The organism is Micromonospora sp. NPDC048986 (assembly GCF_040649335.1).
Lineage (GTDB): Bacteria > Actinomycetota > Actinomycetes > Mycobacteriales > Micromonosporaceae > Micromonospora > Micromonospora alfalfae.
In genome coordinates this window covers 292,745-316,397 of the sequence record NZ_JBEZFJ010000007.1, presented here as the reverse complement: position 1 = coordinate 316,397, position 23,653 = coordinate 292,745, and the positions used below count along the sequence as shown (strand labels likewise).

Annotated in this window: 25 protein-coding genes; 13 read left to right on the top strand and 12 right to left on the bottom strand. The window is 71.5% G+C overall.

What is annotated here, in order from left to right; translation table 11 throughout:
* Positions 1 to 168 (bottom strand): hypothetical protein, encoded by a 168-nt coding sequence (locus AB0B94_RS17225; RefSeq protein ID WP_167337262.1) that lies wholly within the window; start codon positions 166 to 168, stop codon positions 1 to 3.
* 93 nt (positions 169 to 261) lie between these two features.
* A complete protein-coding gene (locus AB0B94_RS17220; RefSeq protein WP_091402887.1) occupies positions 262 to 600 on the bottom strand; it encodes a co-chaperone GroES in 339 nt (112 codons plus the stop codon).
* Between the two features lie 105 nt (positions 601 to 705).
* Between AB0B94_RS17220 and AB0B94_RS17215 the strand changes: the two genes are divergently transcribed.
* A complete protein-coding gene (locus AB0B94_RS17215; protein ID WP_357279889.1) occupies positions 706 to 2,070 on the top strand; it encodes an AI-2E family transporter in 1,365 nt (454 codons plus the stop codon).
* A gap of 129 nt (positions 2,071 to 2,199) precedes the next feature.
* Here AB0B94_RS17215 and AB0B94_RS17210 read toward each other — a convergent pair whose 3' ends face one another.
* A complete protein-coding gene (locus AB0B94_RS17210) occupies positions 2,200 to 4,404 on the bottom strand; it encodes an ATP-dependent DNA helicase (protein ID WP_357279884.1) in 2,205 nt (734 codons plus the stop codon).
* Between the two features lie 103 nt (positions 4,405 to 4,507).
* Here AB0B94_RS17210 and AB0B94_RS17205 point away from each other — a divergent pair, with 103 nt between their 5' ends.
* On the top strand, positions 4,508 to 5,014 hold the full coding sequence (locus AB0B94_RS17205; protein ID WP_357279879.1) for a DUF402 domain-containing protein: 507 nt from the start codon (positions 4,508 to 4,510) through the stop codon (positions 5,012 to 5,014).
* Between the two features lie 24 nt (positions 5,015 to 5,038).
* Here AB0B94_RS17205 and sigJ read toward each other — a convergent pair whose 3' ends face one another.
* Entirely contained in the window at positions 5,039 to 6,004 is a 966-nt protein-coding gene (gene sigJ / locus AB0B94_RS17200; protein ID WP_357279874.1) for an RNA polymerase sigma factor SigJ, read from the bottom strand.
* 193 nt (positions 6,005 to 6,197) lie between these two features.
* Between sigJ and AB0B94_RS17195 the strand changes: the two genes are divergently transcribed.
* The 3 genes from AB0B94_RS17195 to AB0B94_RS17185 all read left to right on the top strand — a co-directional run bounded on the left by AB0B94_RS17195 (position 6,198) and on the right by AB0B94_RS17185 (position 8,905).
* Entirely contained in the window at positions 6,198 to 7,139 is a 942-nt protein-coding gene (locus AB0B94_RS17195) for a PPK2 family polyphosphate kinase (RefSeq protein ID WP_357279871.1), read from the top strand.
* A 127-nt stretch (positions 7,140 to 7,266) separates the two neighbouring features.
* Positions 7,267 to 7,893 carry a DUF47 family protein gene (locus AB0B94_RS17190; RefSeq protein ID WP_053655020.1) on the top strand — a complete coding sequence of 209 codons (627 nt, stop codon included), beginning with the start codon at positions 7,267 to 7,269 and terminating at the stop codon, positions 7,891 to 7,893.
* A gap of 4 nt (positions 7,894 to 7,897) precedes the next feature.
* Complete coding sequence (locus AB0B94_RS17185) at positions 7,898 to 8,905, top strand: inorganic phosphate transporter (protein WP_091402868.1); 1,008 nt, start codon at positions 7,898 to 7,900, stop codon at positions 8,903 to 8,905.
* Between the two features lie 57 nt (positions 8,906 to 8,962).
* On the opposite strand, the gene AB0B94_RS17180 is transcribed toward AB0B94_RS17185, so the two are convergent.
* Positions 8,963 to 9,931: a Gfo/Idh/MocA family oxidoreductase gene (locus AB0B94_RS17180; protein ID WP_238666997.1), complete on the bottom strand. Its 969-nt coding sequence runs from the start codon at positions 9,929 to 9,931 to the stop codon at positions 8,963 to 8,965.
* A 279-nt stretch (positions 9,932 to 10,210) separates the two neighbouring features.
* Between AB0B94_RS17180 and AB0B94_RS17175 the strand changes: the two genes are divergently transcribed.
* Positions 10,211 to 11,044: an NUDIX hydrolase gene (locus AB0B94_RS17175; protein WP_357279862.1), complete on the top strand. Its 834-nt coding sequence runs from the start codon at positions 10,211 to 10,213 to the stop codon at positions 11,042 to 11,044.
* A 112-nt stretch (positions 11,045 to 11,156) separates the two neighbouring features.
* Here AB0B94_RS17175 and pstB read toward each other — a convergent pair whose 3' ends face one another.
* From pstB to AB0B94_RS17140, 7 genes are all read right to left on the bottom strand, one after another.
* Positions 11,157 to 11,933, bottom strand: coding sequence for a phosphate ABC transporter ATP-binding protein PstB (gene pstB / locus AB0B94_RS17170; RefSeq protein ID WP_112584183.1), 777 nt, complete (start codon positions 11,931 to 11,933; stop codon positions 11,157 to 11,159).
* A gap of 17 nt (positions 11,934 to 11,950) precedes the next feature.
* Positions 11,951 to 13,039 (bottom strand): phosphate ABC transporter permease PstA, encoded by a 1,089-nt coding sequence (gene pstA / locus AB0B94_RS17165; protein WP_357279859.1) that lies wholly within the window; start codon positions 13,037 to 13,039, stop codon positions 11,951 to 11,953.
* Positions 13,036 to 14,127: a phosphate ABC transporter permease subunit PstC gene (gene pstC, locus AB0B94_RS17160; RefSeq protein ID WP_357279854.1), complete on the bottom strand. Its 1,092-nt coding sequence runs from the start codon at positions 14,125 to 14,127 to the stop codon at positions 13,036 to 13,038. The genes pstA and pstC overlap by 4 nt, the downstream gene beginning before the upstream one ends.
* Positions 14,128 to 14,165: 38 nt before the next feature.
* Positions 14,166 to 15,272, bottom strand: a complete 1,107-nt coding sequence (gene pstS, locus AB0B94_RS17155; RefSeq protein WP_238666993.1) for a phosphate ABC transporter substrate-binding protein PstS — start codon at positions 15,270 to 15,272, stop codon at positions 14,166 to 14,168.
* Between the two features lie 291 nt (positions 15,273 to 15,563).
* Entirely contained in the window at positions 15,564 to 16,490 is a 927-nt protein-coding gene (gene mshD / locus AB0B94_RS17150; RefSeq protein ID WP_357279849.1) for a mycothiol synthase, read from the bottom strand.
* Between the two features lie 58 nt (positions 16,491 to 16,548).
* Positions 16,549 to 17,424: a polysaccharide deacetylase family protein gene (locus AB0B94_RS17145; RefSeq protein WP_357279846.1), complete on the bottom strand. Its 876-nt coding sequence runs from the start codon at positions 17,422 to 17,424 to the stop codon at positions 16,549 to 16,551.
* Positions 17,425 to 17,581: 157 nt separating this feature from the next.
* Positions 17,582 to 18,301 (bottom strand): response regulator transcription factor, encoded by a 720-nt coding sequence (locus AB0B94_RS17140; RefSeq protein WP_357280093.1) that lies wholly within the window; start codon positions 18,299 to 18,301, stop codon positions 17,582 to 17,584.
* A gap of 241 nt (positions 18,302 to 18,542) precedes the next feature.
* Between AB0B94_RS17140 and AB0B94_RS17135 the strand changes: the two genes are divergently transcribed.
* The 7 genes from AB0B94_RS17135 to AB0B94_RS17105 all read left to right on the top strand — a co-directional run bounded on the left by AB0B94_RS17135 (position 18,543) and on the right by AB0B94_RS17105 (position 23,636).
* The gene (locus AB0B94_RS17135; RefSeq protein WP_357279843.1) at positions 18,543 to 19,601 is read left to right on the top strand and encodes a hypothetical protein; all 1,059 of its coding nucleotides are present in this window, start codon (positions 18,543 to 18,545) and stop codon (positions 19,599 to 19,601) included.
* A gap of 104 nt (positions 19,602 to 19,705) precedes the next feature.
* A complete protein-coding gene (locus AB0B94_RS17130) occupies positions 19,706 to 20,494 on the top strand; it encodes a DUF2993 domain-containing protein (protein ID WP_357279839.1) in 789 nt (262 codons plus the stop codon).
* Between the two features lie 105 nt (positions 20,495 to 20,599).
* Positions 20,600 to 20,677, top strand: coding sequence for an Ms5788A family Cys-rich leader peptide (locus AB0B94_RS17125; RefSeq protein WP_310503780.1), 78 nt, complete (start codon positions 20,600 to 20,602; stop codon positions 20,675 to 20,677).
* Between the two features lie 206 nt (positions 20,678 to 20,883).
* On the top strand, positions 20,884 to 21,732 hold the full coding sequence (locus tag AB0B94_RS17120; RefSeq protein WP_357279835.1) for a sulfurtransferase: 849 nt from the start codon (positions 20,884 to 20,886) through the stop codon (positions 21,730 to 21,732).
* 2 nt (positions 21,733 to 21,734) lie between these two features.
* Positions 21,735 to 22,055 carry a DUF1416 domain-containing protein gene (locus tag AB0B94_RS17115; protein WP_091402852.1) on the top strand — a complete coding sequence of 107 codons (321 nt, stop codon included), beginning with the start codon at positions 21,735 to 21,737 and terminating at the stop codon, positions 22,053 to 22,055.
* Positions 22,056 to 22,242: 187 nt separating this feature from the next.
* A complete protein-coding gene (locus tag AB0B94_RS17110; protein WP_357280089.1) occupies positions 22,243 to 22,701 on the top strand; it encodes a winged helix-turn-helix domain-containing protein in 459 nt (152 codons plus the stop codon).
* 167 nt (positions 22,702 to 22,868) lie between these two features.
* The gene (locus AB0B94_RS17105) at positions 22,869 to 23,636 is read left to right on the top strand and encodes a hypothetical protein (protein ID WP_357280086.1); all 768 of its coding nucleotides are present in this window, start codon (positions 22,869 to 22,871) and stop codon (positions 23,634 to 23,636) included.
* The last annotated feature ends 17 nt before the right edge of the window (positions 23,637 to 23,653 follow it).

Sequence of the window (23,653 nt, the reverse complement as noted above, 5' to 3'; positions counted from 1 at the left end):
TCAGGTCATCAGCGAGGTGAGGAAGTCACCGAGGCCCTGGAACATCGCGATCAGCGCGGCCCCGATCGCCCGGAACATCTGCGCGGCGCCGTCCGGCCGAAAGGCCATGAAGTAGATCAGGAACGCGACACTGCCCCAGGTCAACAGCTTCTTCACGAATACCGGCATCGTCCCTCCCCAGGGCCACGGTCGCCGGATGGCTTCCCGTCGTGCGGCTGGGCAAACGGTGCGCGACGGGGCCTGGTGGCCGGGGGAGGTGCGTCAGAGGTAGAGGCCGGTCGAGTCGTTCTCGATCCGCTCGGCGGCCACGGCGTGTACGTCCCGCTCCCGCAGCAGCACGTAACCGCGGCCGTGCAACTCGACCTCGGAGCGCTCGTCCGGGTCGAAGAGCACCCGGTCGCCGGAGACGATGGCGCGGACGTTCGGCCCCACGCCTACCGCCGTGGCCCAGGCGAGGCGCTTGCCGACGGCGGCGGTCGCCGGGATGACGATGCCAGCGGTGGAGCGGCGTTCGCCCTCGCTGCCCTCCATCCGCACCAGCACGCGGTCGTGCAGCAGGCGGATCGGCAGGCCGGCGTCGAGATCGTTGTCGGCGGTCACGTCGCAGACGCTACCGTGTGGCCGATGGTGCCCGGCCGGTGGTTACGCCGGAGGTGGTCGGGGCATTGTGTGGCGGAACCGCCCTACGGTGTCGGGAACGGACGTATGCTGTCCGACCTGTCGCCGTCGGCGGGCCGGGTTTTCTGCCAGGAGGTGCGCTTGAGCCGCTTCGAGCGGGTACGCGGGCGGCTTCGCCGCGCCTACCAGTCACGACATGAGTCGGCGCGCGCCGACGAGGGCGTTTCCAGTGATGCGTTGAACGACACGTCGGAGGCGGCCCGGGTGGCGTCGCCGGCTGTGCCGGGGCCGACCGCGCCGGCGAGCGCCACTGTCTACGGCGCGGAACCTCCGGTGGATCTGCACAGCTCCACCTCCAGCCGGGACGACGCCGACGTTCCGCACGGGCTGCGGATCGCCGCCGCTTGGTGTTGGCGACTGATCGTGATCGGCGTGGTGGCCTGGGCGCTGCTGCGGATCGTCGGCACGGTCAAGATCGTGATCATTCCGCTGGCCATCGCGCTGCTGCTCTCCGCGCTGCTCGCCCCGGCGGTGGGCTGGCTGCTGCGGATCCGGTTCCCCCGGTCGCTGGCGACGGCGGTGGTGCTTGTCGGCGGTCTGGCAGCGGTGATCGGCACGCTGACGCTGGTGGTCAACGAGTTTATTCGCGGCGTGCCGGAGCTGAGCGAGAAGTCGTCGGAGGGTGTCCGGCAGATCCAGAACTGGCTGAAGACGGGCCCGCTGCACCTCTCCGACACCCAGCTCGACAGGTACATCGACGAGGCGCAGGCCTGGATCAACAACAACACCTCAAGGTTCACCAGCGGCGCGCTGAGCACCGCGGCGACCCTGGCCGAGGTGCTGACCGGCACGCTGCTGGTGCTCTTCGCGACGTTCTTCTTCCTGCGCGACGGCAACCGGATCTGGCGCTTCCTGGTCCGACTGCTGCCGGTGGCCGCCCGGTGGAAGGTCGACGACGCGGGCCGCGCCTCCTGGCAGACGCTTGTCGCCTACGTCCGCGCGACAGTGCTGGTCGCGTTCATCGACGCGGTCGGCATCGGCATCTTCCTGGTCGCCTTCGACATCCCGTTCGCCTTCCCGCTGGCCGCCCTGGTCTTCCTCGGCGCGTTCATCCCGATCGTCGGTGCGGCGCTCTCCGGCGGCGTGGCGGTGCTGGTGGCCCTGGTCGACAGCGGCCCGGTGACCGCGCTGATCATCCTGGGCGCGGTGATCGGCGTGCAGCAGATCGAGGGGCACGTGCTCCAACCGCTGATCATGGGCCGGGCGGTCGCCCTCCACCCGCTCGCCGTGATCATCGGTATCGCCGCCGGTGTCGTACTCGCCGGCATCACCGGCGCGCTGGTGTCAGTGCCGCTCATCGCGGTGCTGAACACCGCGGTCCGCCGGCTTGCCGCCCGCAGGGTCCCGGACACCCCGCCCGACGCGGTGGTCGTCGCCTCCCAGGCCCCCTAGACCCGCCCGTCGCGCCGCGCGTCCCGCCGACCACAAGATCACGCACGATCCTGGAAAGAGTGGCCTCCCGCCAGCGGGAAGCCACTCTTTCCCTGTTGTAGCGCGATCTTGAGGCGGGTCCGGCCCGGGTCAGGACTTGGCCAGGCGCTCCAGGGCGCCCCGGGCCACCTCCGGGCGGGTCGTGTACCAGAACGGGGGCAGCGAGCGGCGCAGGAACGGCCCGTACCCTCGGGCCGTCTCCAGCCGGGAGTCGAGCACCGCCACCACTCCCTTGTCGCCGGTCGCCCGGATCAGCCGGCCCACGCCCTGCGCCAGCCGCACCGCCGCGATCGGCACGCTGACGGCCGCGAAGCCGGAACCGCCGCCCGCGTCGACTGCCGCCGCGCGGGCCGCCGCCAGCGGTTCGTCCGGGCGGGGGAAGGGCAGCCGGTCGATGACCACGAGCTGGCAGGCGTCACCCGGCACATCCACTCCCTGCCAGAGCGACATCACCCCGAACAGGCAGCTGGCGCGCTCCTCGCGGAAGCGGCGCACCAGCAGCGGCAGCGCCTCCTCACCCTGAAGCAACACCGGCAGGTCGGTCCGCGCGCGCAACAGCTCCGCCGCCTGCTGCGCGGCCCGCCGGGAGGAGAAGAGCCCGAGAGTACGACCACCGAGCGCCTCGACCAGCCCGAGCAGTTCCTCTCCGGCCGCCTCGGGCAACCCGGAGACGCTGGGGCGGGGGAGGTGCGCGGCGACGTACAGGATGCCCTGCCGGGCGTAGTCGAACGGCGAACCGACGTCGAGTGACCGCCAACCGGGGCCCTCGGTGGCCGGGACGACGGCGTTCGGGGTGACGTCGCCGGCGACGCGACGGCCCGGCGCCTCGGCGGCCGGCCGGCCGGGGCCGGTGCGGGCGGCCAGTGCGGCCGCGGCGGGAGTCGGCGGGGCGGGCGGCGGCGCGTCCAGCCCGAGGGCGCGGGCGACAGTGTCGAACCGGCCGCCCAGCGCCAGGGTCGCCGAGGTGGCCACGACGGTGCGTTCGTCGTACAGGTGGGTGGCGAGGGTGCCGGCCACCGACAGCGGCGCGACCACAAGTGCTCGGCGGTTGCCGCTGTCGTTCTTCTCCACCCAGGCCACGTCGTGGTCGCCCTCCTCCAGCAGCCGCTGCGCGGTGGTGGAGAGCTCGTCCAGGGCGGCCTTGGCCTGCTGCTTGCGGACCGGGTCGGGGTCGTCGGACTTGATGTCGCCGATCGCGTCCAGGGCGGAGCGGGTCGCCGCGTCGAGCAGGGTGCACGCCTCCCGCAGTGGCGTCGGCAGCCCCGCGGTGATCCGCCCGGCCGGCGCCTCGGCCAGCCCGACCGCCAGGGCGTCGCCGGCGGCGGTGAGCGCCTCGGCGGTCTCCGGGCGCAGCAGCGTACGGGCCCGCCGGGTGGTCCGGTCGATCAGCTCCGGCACCAGCTCCGCCTGCGCGGCGGAGGAGACCCGGTCGGCCAACTCGTGCGCCTCGTCGACGATGAGCAACTTGTGCGGCGGCACGATGTGCCGGTCGGCGAGCATGTCGACAGCGAGCAGGCTGTGGTTGGTCACCACGATGTCGGCCTCCCGGGCGCGGGCCCGCGAAGCCTCGGCGAAGCACTCCTGCCCGAACGGGCAACGGGCCGCGCCGACGCACTCGCGGGCCGGCATCGACACCAGCCGCCAGGCCTGGTCGTCGACGCCCGGGTCCAGTTCGTCCCGGTCGCCGGTGGCGGTCTTCTCGGCCCAGTCGCGCAGCCGCTCGACCTGCTTGCCTAGCCGGCCCGCCTCACCGAGCCACTTCGTCCCGCCGCCGGGACGCGCCGCGGGGGCGTCGAAGAGGGTGTCCTCCGGCTCCTCCTCGGTGGAGTTGTCCAGTCGGGCGAGGCAGAGATAGTGATGGCGGCCCTTGAGCACGGCGAAGGTGGGTCGACGGCCGAGCACCGGCTCGACCGCGTCGGCGAGCCGGGGCAGGTCGTGGTCGACCAGTTGGGACTGCAACGCCAGGGTGGCAGTGGAGACCACCACCGGGCCGTCCACAGTGAGCGCCGGCGCGAGGTACGCCAGCGACTTGCCGGTCCCGGTGCCCGCCTGCACGAGCAGGTGCTCGCCGCCGGCCACGCACTCCTCGATGGCCGTGGTCATCTGCAGTTGGCCGGGGCGCTCAGCGCCGCCGGGCACCGCGCCGACCGCCGCCGCCAGCAGCTCGGTGCCACTGGGCCGGGCACCCCGCCGCCGGCCCTTGGCACGGGCCGACGGGGTGGCGGAACCGGTGGCGGTGCGGGGCGGAGTCACCGTGCGACGGTACCCGGCGCCGCCGACACCGACCGCGCCCATCCGCCGCGTGGCGCGATGCCGACCGGCGCGGGCGTTGCGGCCGACCCCGTCCGGTTACGGCCGCGCTACGACGCGTTGGGCTGTATCGGTTAGGGTGCGAATCATGCCGAGCGACATGGTCCGCGTGATCTACCGCAAGTACGACGGCAGCGCCCACCGCGACTACCCGGCCCGCCGGCTCACCGAGGACGATCTCGGCGTCTGGCTCGGCGTGCCCGAGGGCACCGAGTCGGTCTACCACGGCCGGCCGTCGGTGGAGAAGATCCCGTTCGTGCTGCTGGTGCCACACCGCGCCTGGTGGACGGGCATGTTCAACCCCCCGCCCCGCACCAGCGAGGTCTACTGCGACATCACGACCCCGGCCCACTGGGAGTCCGACGACACCGTGCACCTGATCGACCTGGACCTGGACGTCGTCAGGCGTCGGGCCACCGGCCTGGTGGAGCTGCTCGACGAGGACGAGTTCGCCGAGCACCGGGCCCGGTTCGGCTACCCGGACGACGTGGTTGCCGAGGCCGAGGCCGCGGCACAGCGGCTGTTGGGGGCCCTGGGCGACGGCACCGAGCCGTTCGCCACCGCGTACCGCAAGTGGTTGGCTCTGGTGGTCTGAGGCCGCACGCCCGGCCGGGCCGGCTCACCAGCGCGGCGGCCAGCCGTCGTCCGCCGCCAGCGGTGGCAGGCCGGTCAGTTTCTCCGGGTTGAGCTGGTTGTAGATGGCGGTGATCCGGCCCTGGTCGACAGCGAACGCGGTGACCAGGCGGATCGGTCGCCCGTCGCTGTGCGTCGTCTCCAGCTGTAGGCCGAGAACGCCGTCGACGAGCACCGGCCGAGCCAGCACCCGGTCGGTGTACCGGCCGGTCCGGCCGAACAGGCCGAGCGTAAGGCGAGCCACGGAGTCCGCGCCGAGCACCGGCCAGCGGGCGGCCGGGAAGTGCCCGCCCGAGTCGCCGACGAAGACCACGTCCGGCGCGAGCACCTGAAGCAGTTGGTCCAGTTCGCCGGACTCGGTGGCGGCGACGAACGCCTTGAGCACCCGGCGTTGCTCGGCCGGGTCGGCGGTGTGCCGGGGTACGTCCGGCGAGGTGACCGCCCGCCGGGCCCGGGAGGCGAGCTGTCGGGCCGCCACCTCGGTGCTGCCGAGCACCCCCGCGACCTGGGCGAACGGCAGCGCGAACACGTCGTGCAGAACGAGGGCGACCCGTTGCTCCGGCGCGAGCCGCTCCAACACCACCAGCAGCGCCGTGCCGATCTCGTCGGTGCGCACCGCCCGCTCCGCCGGGTCTGGCGCGTAGCCGTCGGCCGTCGGCCGGCCGCCCAACGGGCTCACCACCGGCTCCGGCAGCCACTGCCCCTGGTACGCCTCCCGGCGGACCCGGGCCGAGCGGAGCACGTCCAGGCAGATCCGAGCGCAGGTGGTGGTCAGCCAGGCGGACAGGTCCCGGATCTCGGCGCGGGCCGCCGGGTCGGCCAGCGCCCCGGCGTAGCGCAGCCAGGTCTCCTGCACCGCGTCCTCCGCCTCGCTGCGGCTGCCCAGCATCCGGTGGGCCACCGCGAGCAGCCGGCCCCGCTCGGCCTCGAACTCCGTCGCCAGCTCCCGCACGACCCACCACCCCTTCCGGTCGGCGTTCCCGGCCTACATCCTCCCGCCGAGGGGCCGCGCCGGCAGCCCCGGAACGGCCCGGGGCGGCCGATGCTGTCGGTGGGGTGGGGACCGCGTGGTGCCGGGCAGCGGGTCGGGACCAGGAGGTGACTCTCGGCGGGCGGAACCGCGGTGGGTGGGCGATGATCCGTGCATGAGCGCACCCCAGCAAGGGCAGATCGTGGCGCCGGACGGCGGTTCCGTGCGGGACCTGCTGCGCGTCACCGCGCCGGTGGATCTCGGCGCGATCGATCCGCGGTCCATGCCCGGCCTGCCGGAGCCCGCGGGCCGCGGCGAGCACCGTAAGACCTGGGCGCGGGAGCAGGTGGAGCTGGTCGGCGACGAGTTGGGCCGGCAGCAGGAAATGCTCTTCGCGATGGCCAAGACCGGGTCGGAACGGCCGGCGCACCGGGTGCTGCTGGTGCTGCAGGCAATGGACTGCGGCGGCAAGGACGGCACGATCAAGCGGGTGGCCGGCGCGATGAACCCGCTGGGCCTGCACATCCGCTCGTTCGGGCCGCCGACCCGCCAGGAGCTGCGGCACGACTTCCTCTGGCGGATTCGCCGGGAGCTGCCACCGCCCGGGTACGTGGGGATGTTCAACCGTTCGCACTACGAGGACGTGTTGATCGCCCGGGTCGGCTCGCTGGTGCCGGAGACGACCTGGCGAGCCCGCTATGACGAGATCAACTCGTTCGAGCAGGAGCTGGCCGGCGGCGGCGTCACCCTGATCAAGGTGATGCTGCACATCTCGTACGCCGAGCAGGGCAAGCGCCTGATGGAGCGGCTCACCGACCCGCGCAAGCACTGGAAGTACAACCCCTCCGACATCGACTCGCGAGGGCACTGGGACGACTACCAGGCCGCGTACGCAGAGGCCCTGGGCCGGTGCGACACGGACGCCGCACCCTGGTTCGTGGTGCCGGCGGACCGCAAGTGGTACCGGGACTGGGCGGTGGCCCACCTGCTGCGTGAGACGTTCGACACGCTCGAACTGGGGTATCCGGCTGCCGATTTCGACGTGTCGCGGGAGCGTAAGCGCCTGCTGGCTGGGGGAGTGGGTGCGGGTGGGGCGGCCGAGATGAACGGCAGGTGAACGACCGGTGAATGGTGCCTGGCCAGGGGTGGGCCGGCGAATTCCCGGTTCTGCCGTTTTCTAGCATTCACCGAGCGGGCGCTCTCGGGCACCGCCACCCTTCCACCGACGCGACGAGGTCTGTGCTGTGAAGTTTTCCTTCCGCCCCACCGAGGGCGCCTTCTACGAGCTCTTCACCAGGGCCGCGCAGAACCTGGTCCGGGGCACCGCGCTGCTCAACGAGCTGGCCCTGCCCGGCGTGGACGTGCAGTCCGTCAGCGAGCGGCTGACCGAGGTCGAGCACGACAGCGACCAGATCACCCACGATCTGTACAAGAAGATCAACTCGACCTTCATTACCCCGTTCGACAGGGAGGACATCTACCGGCTCGGCTCGCTGCTGGACGACGTGATGGACCACCTGGAAGCGGTCGGCGATCTGCTCTACCTGTACGGGCTGACCGAGCTTCCGGCGCTGCCCCGCGAGCTGCACGAGATGGTCAACGTGCTCGACCAGCAGGCCAAGCTGACCGCCGACGCGATGCCCCGGCTCAAGTCGATGAAGGATCTTGAGGACTACTGGATCGAGTGCAACCGGCTGGAGAACGAGGGCGACCGGATCAACCGGCAGCTGCTCGTCCGCCTCTTCTCCGGTGAGTACGACGCGTTGACGGTGCTGAAGATGAAGGAGGTCGCCGACGAGCTGGAGGCCGCCTGCGACGCCTTCGAGCACGTGGCCAACACCGTCGAGACCATCGCCGTCAAGGAGTCCTGAGCCGGTGTCCCCTGAACTCATCGCCGTGTTGGCGGTGATCGCGGTGGCCTTGGCGTTCGACTACACCAACGGCTTCCACGACGCCGCCAACGCGATCGCCACAAGCGTCTCCACGCGGGCACTGACACCTCGGATCGCCCTCGGGCTCGCCGCTGTCGGCAACTTCGTCGGCGCCCACTTCGGCGCCGGCGTGGCCAAGACCGTCGGCGACGGTCTGGTCACCCTCCCCACCGGGGTGAACAGCCTCGGGGTGGTCTTCGCCGGGGTGCTCGGGGCGATCGCCTGGAACCTGATCACCTGGTACTTCGGTCTGCCGTCGTCGTCCTCGCACGCGCTCTTCGGCGGCCTGGTCGGCGCGACCCTGCTGTCCACCGGCGGCATCGTGCAGTGGGGCAACATCGGCGAGAAGGTGCTGCTGCCGATGGTGCTGTCGCCGATCGTCGGCCTCACCCTCGGTTACCTGCTGATGCTGGCGATCCTGTGGCTGTTCCGGAAGGGGCAGCCGGGCAAGCTCAACCGGGGCTTCCGCTGGGCGCAGACCGCCTCGGCGGCCGCCATGTCGGTCGGCCACGGCATGCAGGACGCCGCCAAGACCATGGGCATCGTGGTGCTGGCGCTCTACACCGGTGGTTTCCAGGAGAGCAAGACGCACATCCCGGGCTGGGTCTTCTGGACCTCGGCGACGATGCTGGCCCTCGGCACGTACGCCGGCGGTTGGCGGATCATCCGTACCCTCGGCCGAAAGATCATCGATCTGGGGCCGCCGGAGGGCTTCGCCGCCGAGACCGTCGCCAGCGCGGTGCTCTACTTCAACGCCCTGGTGCTGAAGGCGCCGATCTCCACCACCCACACGATCACCTCGGCGATCATGGGTGTGGGCGCGACCAAGCGGCTCTCCGCCGTCCGCTGGAACGTGGCCGGCAACATCGTGCTCGCCTGGATCATCACGTTCCCGGCCGCCGCGTTGATCGCGTGCGTCACGTACCTGCTGGTCCGACCGCTCTTCGGCTGAGTTTCCGCAAGGGGCCCCTGGCTACGGCGAGACCGTGGCCGGGGGCCCTGTCGCCGTTCAGACGTAGCGCACGCCGATCTGCTCGCGGACCGTGTCCAGCAGTGTCATCACCTCAAGGGTGGTGGCATGCGGTACCACAGGGCTCTCGGTCAGGCCGGCGGCCAGGCAGCGCTGCACCTCGATCGCCTCGTACTGGTAGCCGTTGCCGGCCCCGTCGGCGACGATCGTCTCCGGCTCCGCGCCGGCCCGGTGCACTGTCACCGAACCCGGCCGGAAGAACGGCTCCGGCAGGTCGATCCGCCCCGTGGTGCCGGTGATCGAGGCGGTCTGCCCGCTCAACCCGACCATGCCGCAGCTCAGGGTCGCCAGCGCGCCGGTGTCGTAGCCGAACAGCATGCCGGTGTTCTCGTCAGTGCCCTCCGGCCCGAGCTGTGCCCAGGACCTGATGTGCTGCGGCACCCCGAGCAGCAGGTGGGCCAGGCTGATCGGGTAGATCCCCAGGTCGAGCAGGGCGCCCCCGCCCAGCGCCGCGTTGCGCATCCGGTGCTCCGGCGGGAACGGCCCGGCCACCCCGAAGTCGGCCCGGAGGCCGGTCACGGTGCCGATCGCCCCGTCCGCGATGAGCTCGACGACCCGCAGGATCATCGGATTCAGCCGCATCCACATGGCCTCCATCAGGAAGACCCCGGCCGCGCGGGCAGTCTGCACCAACTCGGTGCTGGTGGCCAGGTCGAGCGTGAACGGCTTCTCCAACAGCACCGCCCGCCCGGCGGTGAGGCAGGTCATCGCCGCCTCGTAGTGCGCGGAGTGTGGCGTCGCCACGTAGATCGCGTCCACCTCCGGGTCGGCGGCCAACTCCACCCAGGAGCCGTAGGCGCGCTTCGCGCCGTACGTGTCGGCGAAGCGCCGCGCGCTCTCCACGGCGCGGGAACCGACAGCCACCAACTCGGCGTCCGGCACCAGCCGGAGGTCTTCGGCGAAACGGCTGGCGATGTGGCCGGTGGCCAGGATGCCCCAACGAGTCATGCCGGAACGCTAACCGAGCCAGGTGAACCGCCCGCTGCCCGGTAGCCAGCCAGTTCATCCGGCGGGACCCGGAGCGTTCCTGACCGCCCCGCAGTGAGCCGCGCCCGGGCGAGAGCCGCGCCCGTCGGACGACCACCCGTACCCACGCCCTTTGCGCTGCTTCAACCGACGCAATAGTGACCGGACATCCTTGTCGCCTGGGTTGAAGCAGAGCGCAGGAAGCGTGCGGGCGATGCGGGCGAGCCGGCGCCGGTTGGTCGGGGAACTAGGCTCGCGGGCATGACGATCGACAGCGACGGTTTCGCCGCCCCGGCCGCCCTGGTCGAGCACGCCCGCCGGTTCCAGGCCGAGGGCGGCACCCCGGCCACGCCGCGGGTCGCGGCCACCGTGCTGCTGCTGCGTCCGACCGACACCGACTTCGAGGTGTACGTCATCCGCCGGGTCGCCGCGATGACCTTCGGCGGGATGTACGCCTTCCCCGGCGGCGGGGTGGACCGCTCCGACTCGGAGGCGCACCTGGACTGGGCCGGCCCGACCCCCGCCGAGTGGGCGGACCGGCTCGGGGTGGCCCCGCAGGCCGCGCAGGCGGTGGTCTGCGCCGCCGCCCGGGAGGTCTTCGAGGAGGCCGGCGTGCTGCTCGCCGGTCCGAACCGGGAAACCGTTGTGGGCGACGTCAGCGGCGACGACTGGGAGGCGGCCCGGCAGGACCTGGAGGGGCGACGGCTGGGCTTCGCGGCGCTGCTCGCCGACCGTCAGCTCACCCTCCGGTCGGACCTGCTGCTGCCGTGGAGCCGGTGGATCACTCCCGAGTTCGAGCCGCGCCGCTTCGACACGTACTTCTTCATCGCCCTGTTGCCGGCGGGCCAGCGGACCCGCGACGTCTCCGGCGAGGCCGACCACACGCTGTGGATCCGGCCGGCCGACGCGCTGGCCCGCGCGCGGGCCGGCGAGCTGACCATGCTGCCACCGACAGTGGTCACGCTGGCCCAGGTGGCGGCGGCCGGCGACCTGGCCGGGGTGGCGCGGGCGGCGGCCGATCGGGACGCCGCCACGCCGGTCACCCCGCGCCTGGACCTGCCCCCGAACGGCGAACCCCGCTTCGTCCTGGGCTGACCCCCCGCCCCGCCCCGCGATCTTGCAGTTTCTGTCCCGACACATGGGGTATCCCACCCATGTCGACAACCGAAACTGCAAGATCGACGGGATCTCGCTCGGCAGGGTCGGCTCAGCCGAAGCGGCCGGTGATGTAGTCCTCGGTCTTCTTCACGCTCGGGTTGCTGAAGATCTTCTGGGTGTTGTCGTACTCGATCAGCCGGCCCGGGTCGCCGGTCTTCTCGATCGAGAAGAAGGCGGTCCGGTCCGACACCCGGGCGGCCTGCTGCATGTTGTGCGTCACGATGATGATCGTGAACTTGTCCTTGAGCTGGAACATCAGGTCCTCGATCGCCAGCGTGGAGATCGGGTCCAGGGCGGAGCACGGTTCGTCCATCAGGACGACCTGAGGCTCGACCGCGATGGTCCGGGCGATGCAGAGCCGCTGCTGCTGACCGCCGGAGAGGCCCGCGCCGGGCTTGCCCAGCCGGTCCTTGACCTCGCCCCACAGGTTCGCGGCGCGCAGGGCCTTCTCGGCCGCGTCCTCCAGGATCGACTTCTTGCGGACCCCGTTCAGCTTCAGCCCGGCCACCACGTTCTCGAAGATGCTCATGGTGGGGAACGGGTTCGGCCGCTGGAAGACCATGCCGATGGTGCGCCGGACCGCTGTGACGTCCACGTCCCGGTCGTAGATGTCCTGGTCGTCGATGGTCAGGCTGCCCTCGACCCGGGCCCCCGGCAGCACCTCGTGCATCCGGTTGATCGACCGCAGGAACGTCGACTTGCCGCAGCCGGACGGTCCGATGAGAGCGGTGACCGTCTTCGGCTCGACAGTCAGGTTGATGTTCTCGATCGCTTTGAAGCCGCCGTAGTACGCGGTGACGTTCGAGGCGGAGACGCGCTTGGCCATTGTGGTACCTCCGGGGTTCATCGGCTGAGCCTGTTGCGACGGGCCAGCAGCTTCGCCGCGATCGTCAGGATGAGGACGAGGGCGACCAGGGTGAGTGCCGCGGTCCACGCCCGTGCCGGCGCGTACTTCGACGCGTCGCCAGCCTGCTGGTAGACGAAGAGGGACAGCGACGACTGGTTGTTCTCGAAGGGGTTGGTGTTGATCGCGGCGCCACCGCCGGCGACCAGCAGCACCGGCGCGGTCTCACCGGCCGCGCGGGCGATGGCGAGCATGACGCCGGTGACGATGCCGGGCAGCGCCGTCGGCAGCACCACCCGCAGGATGGTCTTCCACTTGGGTACGCCGAGCGCGTACGCGCCCTCGCGCAGTGGCGCCGGTACGAGGCGGAGCATCTCCTCTGTGGACCGGACGATGGTGGGCAGCATGAGCACGCTCAGCGCGAGCGCGGCGGCGAAGCCGGAGAAGCTGGGCCGACCGTCGTTGAACCAGGGCGAGACGATCAGCACCCAGAACGCCAGCACGAAGAGGCCGGAGACGATCGACGGGATGCCGGTCATCACGTCCACGAAGAACCGGATCGCGAAGGCGAACTTGCCCCGCCCGTACTCGACGATGTAGATCGCGCAGAGAACGCCGAGCGGGACGGTGATCAGTGCGGCGATGCCGACCTGCTCCAGCGTGCCGACGATCGCGTGGTACGCGCCGCCGTTGGCGTCCCGGGCCCCGATGTTGTTCATCGAGGTCTGGAAGAAGTTGACGTCCAGTCGGTCGGCGCCCTTGCTGACCAGCGTCCAGACCACCGACACGAGCGGCAGCACCGCCAGCACGAAGGCGGAGTGGATCAGTGCGCTCCAGGTGCGGTTGCGGGCCGATCGGCGCCCCTCGACCGCGTTGGCGGCGGCGAAGAGCCCGACCAGGTAGAGGATCGCGGCGAGGACGACCACGAGGACCGGGCCGCCGATGCTGGTGCCGTAGACGATCACGGCGGAGAGCGCCAGGGCCGCCACGGCGATGGCCGGGGCGGCGTACCAGGGCAGCCGCTTGGCCCGCAGCGAGTCGGGCTGGGTCGGCGGCCGGGTGCGGTGGGAGGTAGCGGTTGTGGTCATGCGGCCGACTCCGTGAACTCCCGGCGGCGGTAGATGATCGCCCGCGCCGTGATGTTGACGATCAGCGTGATGGTGAACAGCACCAGACCGGAGGCGATGAGCGCGCCGCGGCCGGTCTCGTTCGCCTCGCCGAACGCGTTGGCGATGTTGGCGGCGATGGTGTTGCCGCCGTTCTGGATCAGGTTGAACGAGATGCCGAAGGTGATACCGAGGGTCAGCGCCAGGGCGATGGTCTCGCCGAGCGCCCGGCCGAGGCCGAGCATCATCGCGGCGATGATGCCGGGACGGCCGTAGGGCAGCACCGCGGTGCGGAGCATCTCCCAACGGGTGGCGCCCAGGGCGAGGGCGGCTTCCTCGTTCGCCGTCGGCGTCTGGAGGAACACCTCGCGGGAGAGCGAGGTGATGATCGGCAGCACCATGATCGCTAGCACCAGGGCGCCGAGCATGACGGACGCCCCGAACGGGCCGTCGCCACCGAAGAGCGGGATCCAGCCGAAGTGCTGGTTCAGCCAGACCGAGAAGTCCCGGACGGGGCTGCTGAAGACGTCCCGCCCCCAGAGGCCGAAGACCACGCTCGGTACGGCGGCCAGCAGGTCGACCAGGAAGCCGAGCGCGGTGCCCAACCGGCGCGGCGCGTAGTGCGAGAGGTAGAGCGCGATGCCGAGCGCGACCGGCACCGCGATGAGCAGTGCGAGCGCCGAGCTGAGCACGGTGCCGAAGGCGAGCGCACCGATGCCGAACTTCGGCGCTGTCTCGTTGGGGGACCAGCCCTCGTAGGACCAGAAATTCTCGGTGTTGGCGCGTAGGGCCGGCACCGCCTTGGCGACCAGGAAGATCGCGATGGCGGCGATGATGACCAGAACGGCGGTGCCGGCGGCCAGGGTGAGGCCGCGGAAGGCCCGCTCGGCGCCGAACCTACGGCTGCGCGGCAGCGCGCCGCCGCCGCCCAGCCCGGTGCCGCCCGGGGAACGGGTGCTGACTGGTGCCTCGGCCACACGCGCCGAGGCACCGGCGGGCCACTCGTGACTCTGGGTCACGCGCGTCCCGCCGGTGCCGGCGTCGGCCGAGCGGTGAGGGGTTTCACCCATCTGCTCGCTCGATTCGGTTGCGGAGGTGTGGAATCGGGTCAGGAGAGGTTCTTGACCGCGGTCTCGACCTTGGTGCGGACCGTCTCCGGCAGCGGGGCGTAGCCCAGCTCGGTGAGAGAGGCCTGGCCCTCGGCGCTGGCGGCGTGGCCCAGCAGGCCCTTGACCAGCTTCAGCTTGTCGGCCGCGAGGCCCTTGCTGCAGACGATCTCGTACGTGGCCAGGACGATCGGGTACGCCCCGGCCTCCTTGGTGTTGTAGTCGATCTTCAGCTTGAGGTCGTCGCCCTGACCCTCGACGGCAGCGCCGGCGATGGTCTTGCCGGCCGCCTCGGCGGTCAGCGCGGCGAACTCGCCGTTGCCGTTGCCGATCTTCGACATCTTCAGACCGGCGTTCTCGGCGAACGACCACTCCATGTAGCCGATGGCGCCGTCCGCACCCTTGACTTTGCTGGCCACGCCGTCCGAGCCCTTGGCACCGGTGCCGCCCGGGGCCTTCCACGCCTTGGCGTTGCCCAGGGTCCAGTCGCTCTCGGCGGTCTTCGAGAGGTACTTGGTGAAGTTGTCGGTGGTGCCCGACTCGTCCGAGCGGTGGACGGTCTGGATCGTGGTCGCCGGGAGCTTGGCCTCCGGGTTGTCGGCCTTGATCGTGGCGTCGTCCCACTTGGTGACCTTGCCGGCGAAGATCTTCGCCAGGGTGGCCGGCTTGAGCTGGAGGTTGTCCACGCCGCTGACGTTGTAGGCGACGGCCACCGGGCCGATCACCATCGGCAGGTGGATGGCCTTGCCACCGACGCACTTGGCGTCCGCCTGCGGCTGCTCCTCCGGCTTGAGCGCGGAGTCGGAACCGGCGAAGTCGGCGGTCCCGGCGATGAACGCCTGGATGCCGGCGCCCGAGCCGGAAGCCTCGTAGTTGATCGTGGTGCCCTGGCACTTCTGCTGGTACGCCTTGATCCACTCGGCCATGGCGTTCTTCTGCGCCGACGAGCCCTGGGCGTTCAGCGTGCCGGTAGCGCAGTCGACCGCGGCGGCCGAGCCCGAAGCACTCGCGCCGGAGGCGGGCTCGTTGTTGTCCGAGCCGCATGCACTGAGGCCGAGCGTCGCGGCAAGAGCGAGGCAGGCAATAGTGCCGTACCGCTGGAGCTTCACCTGAGGGGTTTCCCTTCGCGTCTGACTTGGCGCCCCGATCCCGGGGCCCGAGGGCCGGCACTGACCGGCTGACACGAAAGTTAGAAGTGCCAGGTAGCCGGTTCGCCGGTCGCAAGTGAACGCAAGGTGAACACGTACGGCCCCTGAGGTGACCGCTTGCCGAGGGTGAGTTGTCCGTTAAGTGAACCCGGGTACACCTGTCGGAAGTATGGGTATATTTCCGGTTCGGCGTTATCCCGCCGATGCGCGGCCGTTACCCACCGGTGACGCGGTCGGAGCGACGGCCGCAGCTCAGCCCAGGTGGTAGTTGATGTGCGCGGACCAGCGGGCGAAGCCCAGCCGCTCGTAGAGCGCGACGGCCCCGGTGTTCGAGTCGTCCACGAAGAGCATCACCCGGTCGAGGCCACGCTTGTCCCGCAGGTGTGCCAACCCGGCAGTGGTCAGGGCCCGGCCGAGACCGCCACCGTGCGCGGTCGGCTCCACCCCCAGGACGTACACCTCGCCGATCCGGGCCGACCCCGGCCGCTCGTGCACCTTGGTCCAGTGGAAGCCGAGCAGTCGGCCGGTGGCGGTCTCCTCGGCGAGCAGGAAACCGGCCGGGTCGAACCACGGTTCGGCGAGGCGGACCCGCAGGTCGTCCGACGTCCACCGGCCCTGTTCGGGGTGCTCGGCGAAGGCCAGTGCGTTGAGGGCCAACCAGGCCGCGTCGTCAGCCCCGGGCCGGAACGCGCGCAGCGCCACGCCGTCGGGCAGGCGCGGCTCACCCAGCGGGGCGGCCAACGGCCGGCGCAACTGCCAGAGCACCCGGGCGCGGGCGAAGCCGAGGTCGACGGCGAGCGCGGCGGCCGAGGGGTGGTCGCCGTGCGCCCACGCCCGCAGCGGCCCGGTGGCCGAGGCGAGTACGCCCCGGGCGAGCGCCCGCCCGGTGCCCCGCCGCCGGTACGCGGGGTGCACCACAAGCTCCACCCCGATCCCGCCGACCGGGTCGCTGGTGTCCAGGTGTGCGTACCCGGTGAGGGTGCCGTCGTCGGCGCGGGCGATCAGATGCACGGCGGGGGCGTCGGGATCGCGCAGCCGCAGCAGGACGTGTTCGTCGAGCGGGTCCGCTCCGTCCGTGTCACCTGCGGCGCTGGCCAGGGCGAGTACGTCGGCGATCTCCGCCGCCGCCAGTTGGTCGCTCCGGGTCACCTGGTCGCTGGTCGGCTCCGCGCTGCTCATCCCGCCACCGTATCCGTTGCCTGTGGTTACGCCCGGAGCGTCGCCGTAAAGCCGCGGCTCACGTCGGGTCGGTGGGCAGTGCCTCCAGCTCGAACCGGGCCGTCAGGTCGGGCAAGATCCGGCGCAGCGCCTCCATCGTGCCCTGCCGGTCCCCGCCGGCGTCGTGCAGCAGCACCACCGAGCCCGGTTCGGCCTGGCTCAGCACCGTCGCGGTGATCTTGCTGGCGCCGGGTAGCTCCCAGTCCGACGGATCCACCGACCAGTGCAGCGGGGTCATGCCGAGCTGCCGCGCCACCGACACCACCGGGTACGTCCAGGCTCCGCCCGGCTGGCGGTACCAGACGATCGGCGCGTTCGGCACCGCCGCCCGGATCGCCGCGTTGGTGCGCAGGAGGTCGGAGCGGATGGCGTCGGCCGACCGGGCGCCCAGGCCGACGTCGTGGTGCCAGGAGTGGTTGCACAGGGTGTGCCCGCCGTCCACGATCGACTGGACCAGGTCGGGGTGGTTCTGCGCGTTCTCACCGACCACGCAGAACGTGGCGCGCACGTCGTATTCGCGCAGGAGGGCGAGGACCTGCGGTGTGTAGCGCGGGTCCGGCCCGTCGTCGAAGGTCAGCGCGAGCCGCGGGGTGCCGGTGGTGGCGTGCGCGCCGAACAGGTTGTCGTCTCCGGCGTTCCGGCCGGACCCGTCCTGGCCGGTCTCGGCCGGGCCGGTCTCGGTCGCGCTTGCGCTGGCGCTCGGGACTCCGTTCGGCTCGCCAACGCTCGGTTGGTCGGCGTAGTGCGGTCCGTCGGCGCTCGTGGTGACACCGGTGGAGTGCCGAGGCGTCTGGTCGGGGACGAGGCTGCGGCCCAGCACGTACGCGGAGCCGAGCAGCCCTGCCACCACGAGCGTCACGATCCCCGCCGCCCGCGCGGTGGAGTTGCCCCGCATCACGACTTCCGCCTGGCTTGCCGGTCACGCCGGCCCGTCGCCCCCGTGTGCAGTGCGCGCACCGTCGCCCCTTTCTCAGACAAACCCGGCAGTCAGAATAGAGCTGCCAAGCCGCGCAAAAAGGGCATATGGGAAATCGCCCGGAGTGGTCTCCGGATCAGACAGACACTGGCGCGTGCTCAGCCTCGGGAAGCGACCGCGACGGCGGAACGACGAACTTGTAGCCGACCTGGCGGACGGTGCCGATCATCGACTCGTACTCCGAGCCGAGCTTGGCGCGCAGTCGCCGAACGTGCACGTCCACGGTGCGGGTGCCGCCGAAGTAGTCGTAGCCCCAGACCTCGCGCAGGAGCTGGTCCCGGGTGAACACCCGGCCCGGGTGCTGGGCCAGGAACTTCAGCAGCTCGAACTCCTTGTAGGTGAGGTCGAGCGGACGGCCCTTGAGCTTGGCCGCGTAGGTGTCCGGGTCGATGGTCAACTCGCCGGCCCGGATCGAGCCACCCGCGCCAGCTGTCGCGTTGCTGAGCCGGCCCACCGCCAGCCGCAGCCGTGCCTCGACCTCGGCGGGGCCGGCCGAGGCGAGGATGACGTCGTCGACGCCCCAGTCGGCGTTGAGTGCGATCAGGCCGGCCTCGGTCACCACCGCGACCAACGGCACGCCGAGCCCGGTGGCGTGCAACATCCGGCAGGTCGCCCGGGCCTCGCTCAACTCCGATCGGGCATCCACCATCACCGCGTCCGGGCTGGGGCCCGCGACCAGGGTGCGAACATCACGCGGCGCGGTGCGGACCGAGTGCGGCAGCAGGTCGAGCGCCGGCAGCACAGCCGACGGTTCTCCTGCGCGCGCGGTCACCAGCAGCAGGATCTCCACGATCACCTCCGTCCCGGCGGCGCGAGGCCGCACGCGACCAGTCGCACCCATCAAGGAGTGCGCTGAGAAATTGCGTGGTCCCGGCGTCGCTGACGGGCGGGTAACGCGTTGAGCCTAACCGATCGCCTCGGCCGCGCCGTCAGGCCATTTCCTGTTTGTCTAGCTTGCCCCTGATCGTGGCGCGGATTTTAACGTCGCTGAAACCCGTGCCCACCGCGTCGGGCCGCCGGTCTGGCACGATCGGGTCGTGTTTCCCTCCACCTCGCCCGAGGCCGGCCGCGAATCGTGGCCCGCTGGGCCCCAACCGGGTCCGGCCGCCGCAGCGACGCGCGGCCAACCGCCCGCGCCGCGTACCGGTCCGGCCACCACCGACGGCGACCGCCGCGAACGGGGTGGGCCGCGCCGGGCCCGTCGCGCCGGCGAGCCGGCCCGCCGATCCGAAGACGAGATCGACGAGCCGGACGAGGAGGTCATTCCTCCGGTCGCTGTGCACCGTCAACTGGCCCTGACCATCGCCGGCTTCGCCGCGCTGCTCGGTGTCGGCCTGGTGCTCGGCGCACAGACGTCGGGCCCCGGTCACCGGCTGCCGTTCGCGTTCATCATCTTCGGCGTCCAACTTCTGTTCGTGCTGGCCTGGACGATGGCCATGCGACCGCCCGCGCTGTTGGTGGTCGCCGGGATCAGCGCCGCTGTCGCGGCGTTCGTCGACATCGCCGCGGTGCAGACCGACGTCGCCGGCCTGGCGCCGCTGGGCTACCTGGCCGCCGGTGGGTTCCTCGCCGCGGTGCTCGGTCAGCTGGTCCGTCGGGTCGACCGGGTCCGGGTCACCGACTCCCTCGGCTCCACGCTGCTCATCGTGGTCGGGGTGGTGGCCTTCGGCACCCTGATCGTGCTCAGCCGGATCCCGGCCGGCACTCAGGCGATCACCGTCTGCCTGACCGCGAGCGGCGTCGCGCTCACCGTCGCCCGGCTCACCGACGCCGTGCTGCCCTGGCCCCGGCTCGCACCGCAGGTGCCCCGGGGCGCGGCCGGCGTGGTGGCCGGCGCGATGGTCGGCACGCTGACCAGCGCCCTGCTCGGCAGCTACCTGGTGGCTCCCTTCACGCCGACCCGGGCCGCCGTGATCGGCTTGGTGGCGGCGGTCACCGCCGTCCTCTCCGACCTCGCCGTGGGGTACGCGGAGGCGGGCCGGTTGATGGCCGGCGAACCGCCCACGATGTGGGTGGCCCGGCACATGCAGGGCCCACTCGGCGGCTTCGCCCTGGCGGCGCCCACCGCGTACGCCATGTGCATGCTCTTCCTCTGAGTCGCGGTTGAGCGCTGAGCCGGTCGGGTACCTACTGGTGCGCCGCCCTGCGGCGTCGGTACGAACGATCCGTCGCGGCGCGACGGGCGGAGACAGGAGGCGGCGTGGCGCAGGACTATCCGGTGGACCAGGCGCGACCCCGACGGCGTGGCCGCAAGCTGCTCATCGGGCTGTTCGTGCTGCTCCTGCTGCTGGCGGGGTTGCTGGTGGTCGCCGACCGGGTCGCGGTCGGGGTCGCCGAGCGGATGATCGGCGACCGGGTACGCCAGGAGATCGCCAAGCAGGGCGCGCAGTCCGCCGCACCTGAGGTGGAGGTGGGCGGCACTCCGTTCCTCACCCAGGTGCTGGATGGCCGTTACCAGCGGATCACCATCAACCTGCGGGACGTGCAGGCATCGGTGGAGGGCGACGCCGTTCGGCTGCCGGTGCTCGATGTGACCGCCCGCGACGTTCGGGCCTCGCTGGACACCCTGCGCACCGGCCAGGGTGACGTCGTGGCGGACACCGTCAACGGTGCCGGCACGATCAGCTACGAGAGTCTGGCCGCGCTGCTCAACCGCCCGGGTCTCACCCTCGGCGAGCAGAACGGCAAGCTGACCGTCAAGGCCCCGGCCGACATCCTCGGTCAGAAGCTCACCATCAGCGGCACCGCCGACGTCACAGTCGCCGACAACGGCGCCGTCGCCCTGCGGTTCAACGACCTGGACGCCGCTGGTCTGCCGAACCTCCCGCTGGCTCGGGCCTTCCTGAGCAACTACGCCAAGAGCATCTCCATCGACGTGCCCCTGCCGGAGTTGCCGTTCCAGCTCGCGGTCCGGGAGGTCCGTCCACTGCCGGAAGGGCTGGCGGTCACCGCCGACGCCAAGAACGTGCCGATCAACTCCGCTGGCTGACGCCGGAGGCGCTGTGGGACGCCGAGATCCTCGGCGATCCCGGCGATTCCCGGATGCTGGTCGGCCCAGTGGCAGCACGGTCACTGGCTGGTAGGCTCCCTGGCCATGGGGACCCACCTCACCAAACGGCGCGCGGTCGACCTGTGTCGCGTGGCCACCTGCCTGTGTCGCCCCGTCATCTGACGGCGGGGCTGTCTCCGGCCGCCTGACGGCGGCCACCGGCACAGGGTTCTCGCACCCTCCGGTTATCCCACCGAACGCCCGGCAGCGGCGCCGTCGCACGAACCCGTGATCCCGTCCTTCCGCTGGGTCCCGCGCGTGGTGCGACAGTTACACACATCGATTCGCGCGCGTTGGCTCACCATCCATCCTCACCAGGGAGTGATTCGATGAGTCGCGACACCGCACTCGTTTCGGCCGAGTGGGCCGAGAAGAACCTCGACGCCCCGGGCGTCGTCTTCGTCGAGGTCGACGAGGACACCTCGGCCTACGAGACCGGCCACATCGCCGGTGCCATCAAGATTGACTGGAGGACCGACCTCCAGGACCAGGTCCGCCGGGACTTCGTCAACAAGACGCAGTTCGAGGCGCTGCTCTCCGAGCGGGGCATCAGCAACGACGACACCGTCATCCTGTACGGCGGCAACAACAACTGGTTCGCCGCGTACGCCTACTGGTACTTCAAGCTCTACGGCCACCGTGACGTGAAGCTGCTCGACGGCGGCCGCAAGAAGTGGGAACTGGACGCCCGCCCGCTCGTCACCGACGCGGTGTCCCGAGCGGCGACCCAGTACGTAGCGCAGGAGCCGGACACCTCCATCCGGGCCTTCCGCGACGAGGTCGTCGCCGCGATCGGCACCAAGAACCTTGTCGACGTGCGCAGCCCCGACGAGTTCGCCGGTCGCCTGCTCGCCCCGGCCCACCTGCCGCAGGAGCAGGCGCAGCGGGCCGGCCACATCCCCACCGCGATCAGCGTCCCGTGGTCCAAGGCGGCCAACGAGGACGGCACCTTCCGGTCCGACGACGAGCTGCGCAGGATCTACGGCGACGCGGGGCTCGACGACGGCAAGGAGACCATCGCGTACTGCCGGATCGGTGAGCGCTCGTCGCACACCTGGTTCGTGCTCCAGGAGCTGCTGGGTCACCGCAACGTCAAGAACTACGACGGCTCCTGGACCGAGTACGGCTCGCTGGTCGGTGTGCCGGTCGCGCTCGGCGACGAACCCGGGGAGGCCTGATCATGACGCTTCCCACCGCCGCGGGTTGCGCCGCACCGGACCAGGCCGCGCCGCTGCCGGCCAGCCTGGACCTGGAGAAGGAAACCGTCATCACCGGCATCGTCCGGTCCGCCGAGGCCGAGCCGGTGCCGGGCGCGTACGTCCGGCTGCTCGACTCGACCGGTGAGTTCACCGCCGAGGTGGTCACCTCGGCCGCCGGGCAGTTCCGGTTCTTCGCCGCGCCGGGTTCCTGGACGCTGCGGGCGTTGTCCCGGCACGGCAACGGCGACACCGCTGTCACTGCCGGCCGAGGCGTCAACGAGGTGGCTGTCACCGTCGCCTGACCCACTGCTCTGATCGACCGGGGCCGGTCACCCTTCCGGGGGTGGCTGGCCCCGGTCGTTTCTTCGCAGCGCGCCGGAGCGGGTGCCGAAATCCATCGGCGTGCGTCACTATCTACTGGTGAATTTCAGGGATGAAAGCGGCGGGTCCGACGAAGCGGTCCCCATCGTCCTCTGCGTGGGCACTGACATGTCGCTGCGGGAGCGGGTGCTGAGCCAACTCGACGGGCACGCCCCGGTGCTCAGCTGTTCCGATCTGACCGAGCTGCGCGAACTGTTGTCGTCGCCGACGGGTCCGGCGCCGATCAGTCCCACAGTCCTTCCGCTCACCGGGGCGCGGGGCCTGGTGAAGTGGGGTGAACTGGTCGTCGACCGGGCCGGACACCGGGTCACCTGGCGCGGCGAGGTGCTCCCGCTGACCCCCACCGAACGGGAGTTGCTCACAGTGCTCATCGGCCCACCGCTGGTGGTGTGGAGCTACGAACGCCTCTGCGCCTCTGCGTTGGGTGGCGCGGAGACCGCGGCGCTGCAATCAGCAGTGAAGCGGCTCCGTCGCAGGCTGCGGGGCCTGCCGGGCGGACCGCAGGTGCACACGGTGCGGGGCGTCGGCTACCGGCTCGACCCGCCGCCCCGGCCCAACGACCACTGACCCGCAGACGCTCCGCCGGGCCGACCGCCTCCGCCGCCGGCCCGGCGGCGGGCACGTGACACCATTGCCGGGTGAGCGGTGCTGTGCAGACGGGTTGGGCCTCTTCGGCCGGCCCCGCCGCGCCGACACCGGCCCGGTCGCGGCGGCGCTGGCTGCTGGCGGTGACAGTGGCCTGGGCGGTGCTGCTGGCCGGGCTCACCTGGATGTCGGTGCGGAACGACCCGCCGACCGTGCGTGAACAGCGTTCCCTCGATCAGGCCGGCCCGGTTGTCGACCGGGCGGTCGGCGAGTTGGCTCGCGCGGCCGGTGCGGCCGGTCTGCTGGAACTGAGCCCGGCACGGGTCGCGTCCGGCTGCCGGGTCACCCCGTTCGCCGACGGGGCGAGGTTGCGGCGCGAGGTCGGGGTGCTCGCTGCCACCGGTGACGAGAAGGCAGTGCTGGCCGGCATCGCCGAGCGGCTGCCGGCGAGCTGGCGGGCCGGGGTCGGGCCCGGGGTGGACGGTCCCGAGCTGCGCGCCGACGCCGGAGAGTTCGTGGCCGTCGAGGGCCGGCCGACAGTCGACGGCCGGGTGCGACTGGTAGTCGACACCGGTTGCCGGCCGGTCGGCGTCGGCTACACGCCGGCTCCGGCCAGCGCCGCCGGCCCGGAGACCGCCGCGCTGACCGCCGCACTGAAGGCCCTTGACCGGCCGGGCGACACCGCGCCGGAGCTGGTCACCGCGCCCTGCCCGGGCGGCGGGCTCGCCCGTACCTCATGGTCCGCGAACGGTCCCGGCCCGGCGGCCTCGACCGCCGCGCTCGCCCCGCTGGCCGGCAACGTTCCACTGCTGGACCAACCCCCGGTGTACGCGTACCGCAGCGGTGCCGTCACGGTGCTGGCCGAGATCGGCCCGGACGCCACCCGACTGACCGCCACCGTCGGCTGCCCGAACTGAGCCGGGCCGCCCGCGCG

Coding starts and splice junctions, on each gene's coding strand:
- AB0B94_RS17225 (WP_167337262.1), bottom strand. CDS start 168: ATGCCGGTATTCGTGAAGAAGCTGTTGACCTGGGGCAGTGTCGCGTTC.
- AB0B94_RS17215 (WP_357279889.1), top strand. CDS start 706: ATGCTGTCCGACCTGTCGCCGTCGGCGGGCCGGGTTTTCTGCCAGGAG.
- AB0B94_RS17210 (WP_357279884.1), bottom strand. CDS start 4,404: ATGGGCGCGGTCGGTGTCGGCGGCGCCGGGTACCGTCGCACGGTGACT.
- AB0B94_RS17205 (WP_357279879.1), top strand. CDS start 4,508: ATGCCGAGCGACATGGTCCGCGTGATCTACCGCAAGTACGACGGCAGC.
- AB0B94_RS17195 (WP_357279871.1), top strand. CDS start 6,198: ATGAGCGCACCCCAGCAAGGGCAGATCGTGGCGCCGGACGGCGGTTCC.
- AB0B94_RS17180 (WP_238666997.1), bottom strand. CDS start 9,931: ATGACTCGTTGGGGCATCCTGGCCACCGGCCACATCGCCAGCCGTTTC.
- AB0B94_RS17175 (WP_357279862.1), top strand. CDS start 10,211: ATGACGATCGACAGCGACGGTTTCGCCGCCCCGGCCGCCCTGGTCGAG.
- pstB (WP_112584183.1), bottom strand. CDS start 11,933: ATGGCCAAGCGCGTCTCCGCCTCGAACGTCACCGCGTACTACGGCGGC.
- pstA (WP_357279859.1), bottom strand. CDS start 13,039: ATGACCACAACCGCTACCTCCCACCGCACCCGGCCGCCGACCCAGCCC.
- pstC (WP_357279854.1), bottom strand. CDS start 14,127: ATGGGTGAAACCCCTCACCGCTCGGCCGACGCCGGCACCGGCGGGACG.
- mshD (WP_357279849.1), bottom strand. CDS start 16,490: ATGAGCAGCGCGGAGCCGACCAGCGACCAGGTGACCCGGAGCGACCAA.
- AB0B94_RS17145 (WP_357279846.1), bottom strand. CDS start 17,424: ATGCGGGGCAACTCCACCGCGCGGGCGGCGGGGATCGTGACGCTCGTG.
- AB0B94_RS17125 (WP_310503780.1), top strand. CDS start 20,600: ATGGGGACCCACCTCACCAAACGGCGCGCGGTCGACCTGTGTCGCGTG.
- AB0B94_RS17120 (WP_357279835.1), top strand. CDS start 20,884: ATGAGTCGCGACACCGCACTCGTTTCGGCCGAGTGGGCCGAGAAGAAC.
- AB0B94_RS17115 (WP_091402852.1), top strand. CDS start 21,735: ATGACGCTTCCCACCGCCGCGGGTTGCGCCGCACCGGACCAGGCCGCG.
- AB0B94_RS17110 (WP_357280089.1), top strand. CDS start 22,243: ATGTCGCTGCGGGAGCGGGTGCTGAGCCAACTCGACGGGCACGCCCCG.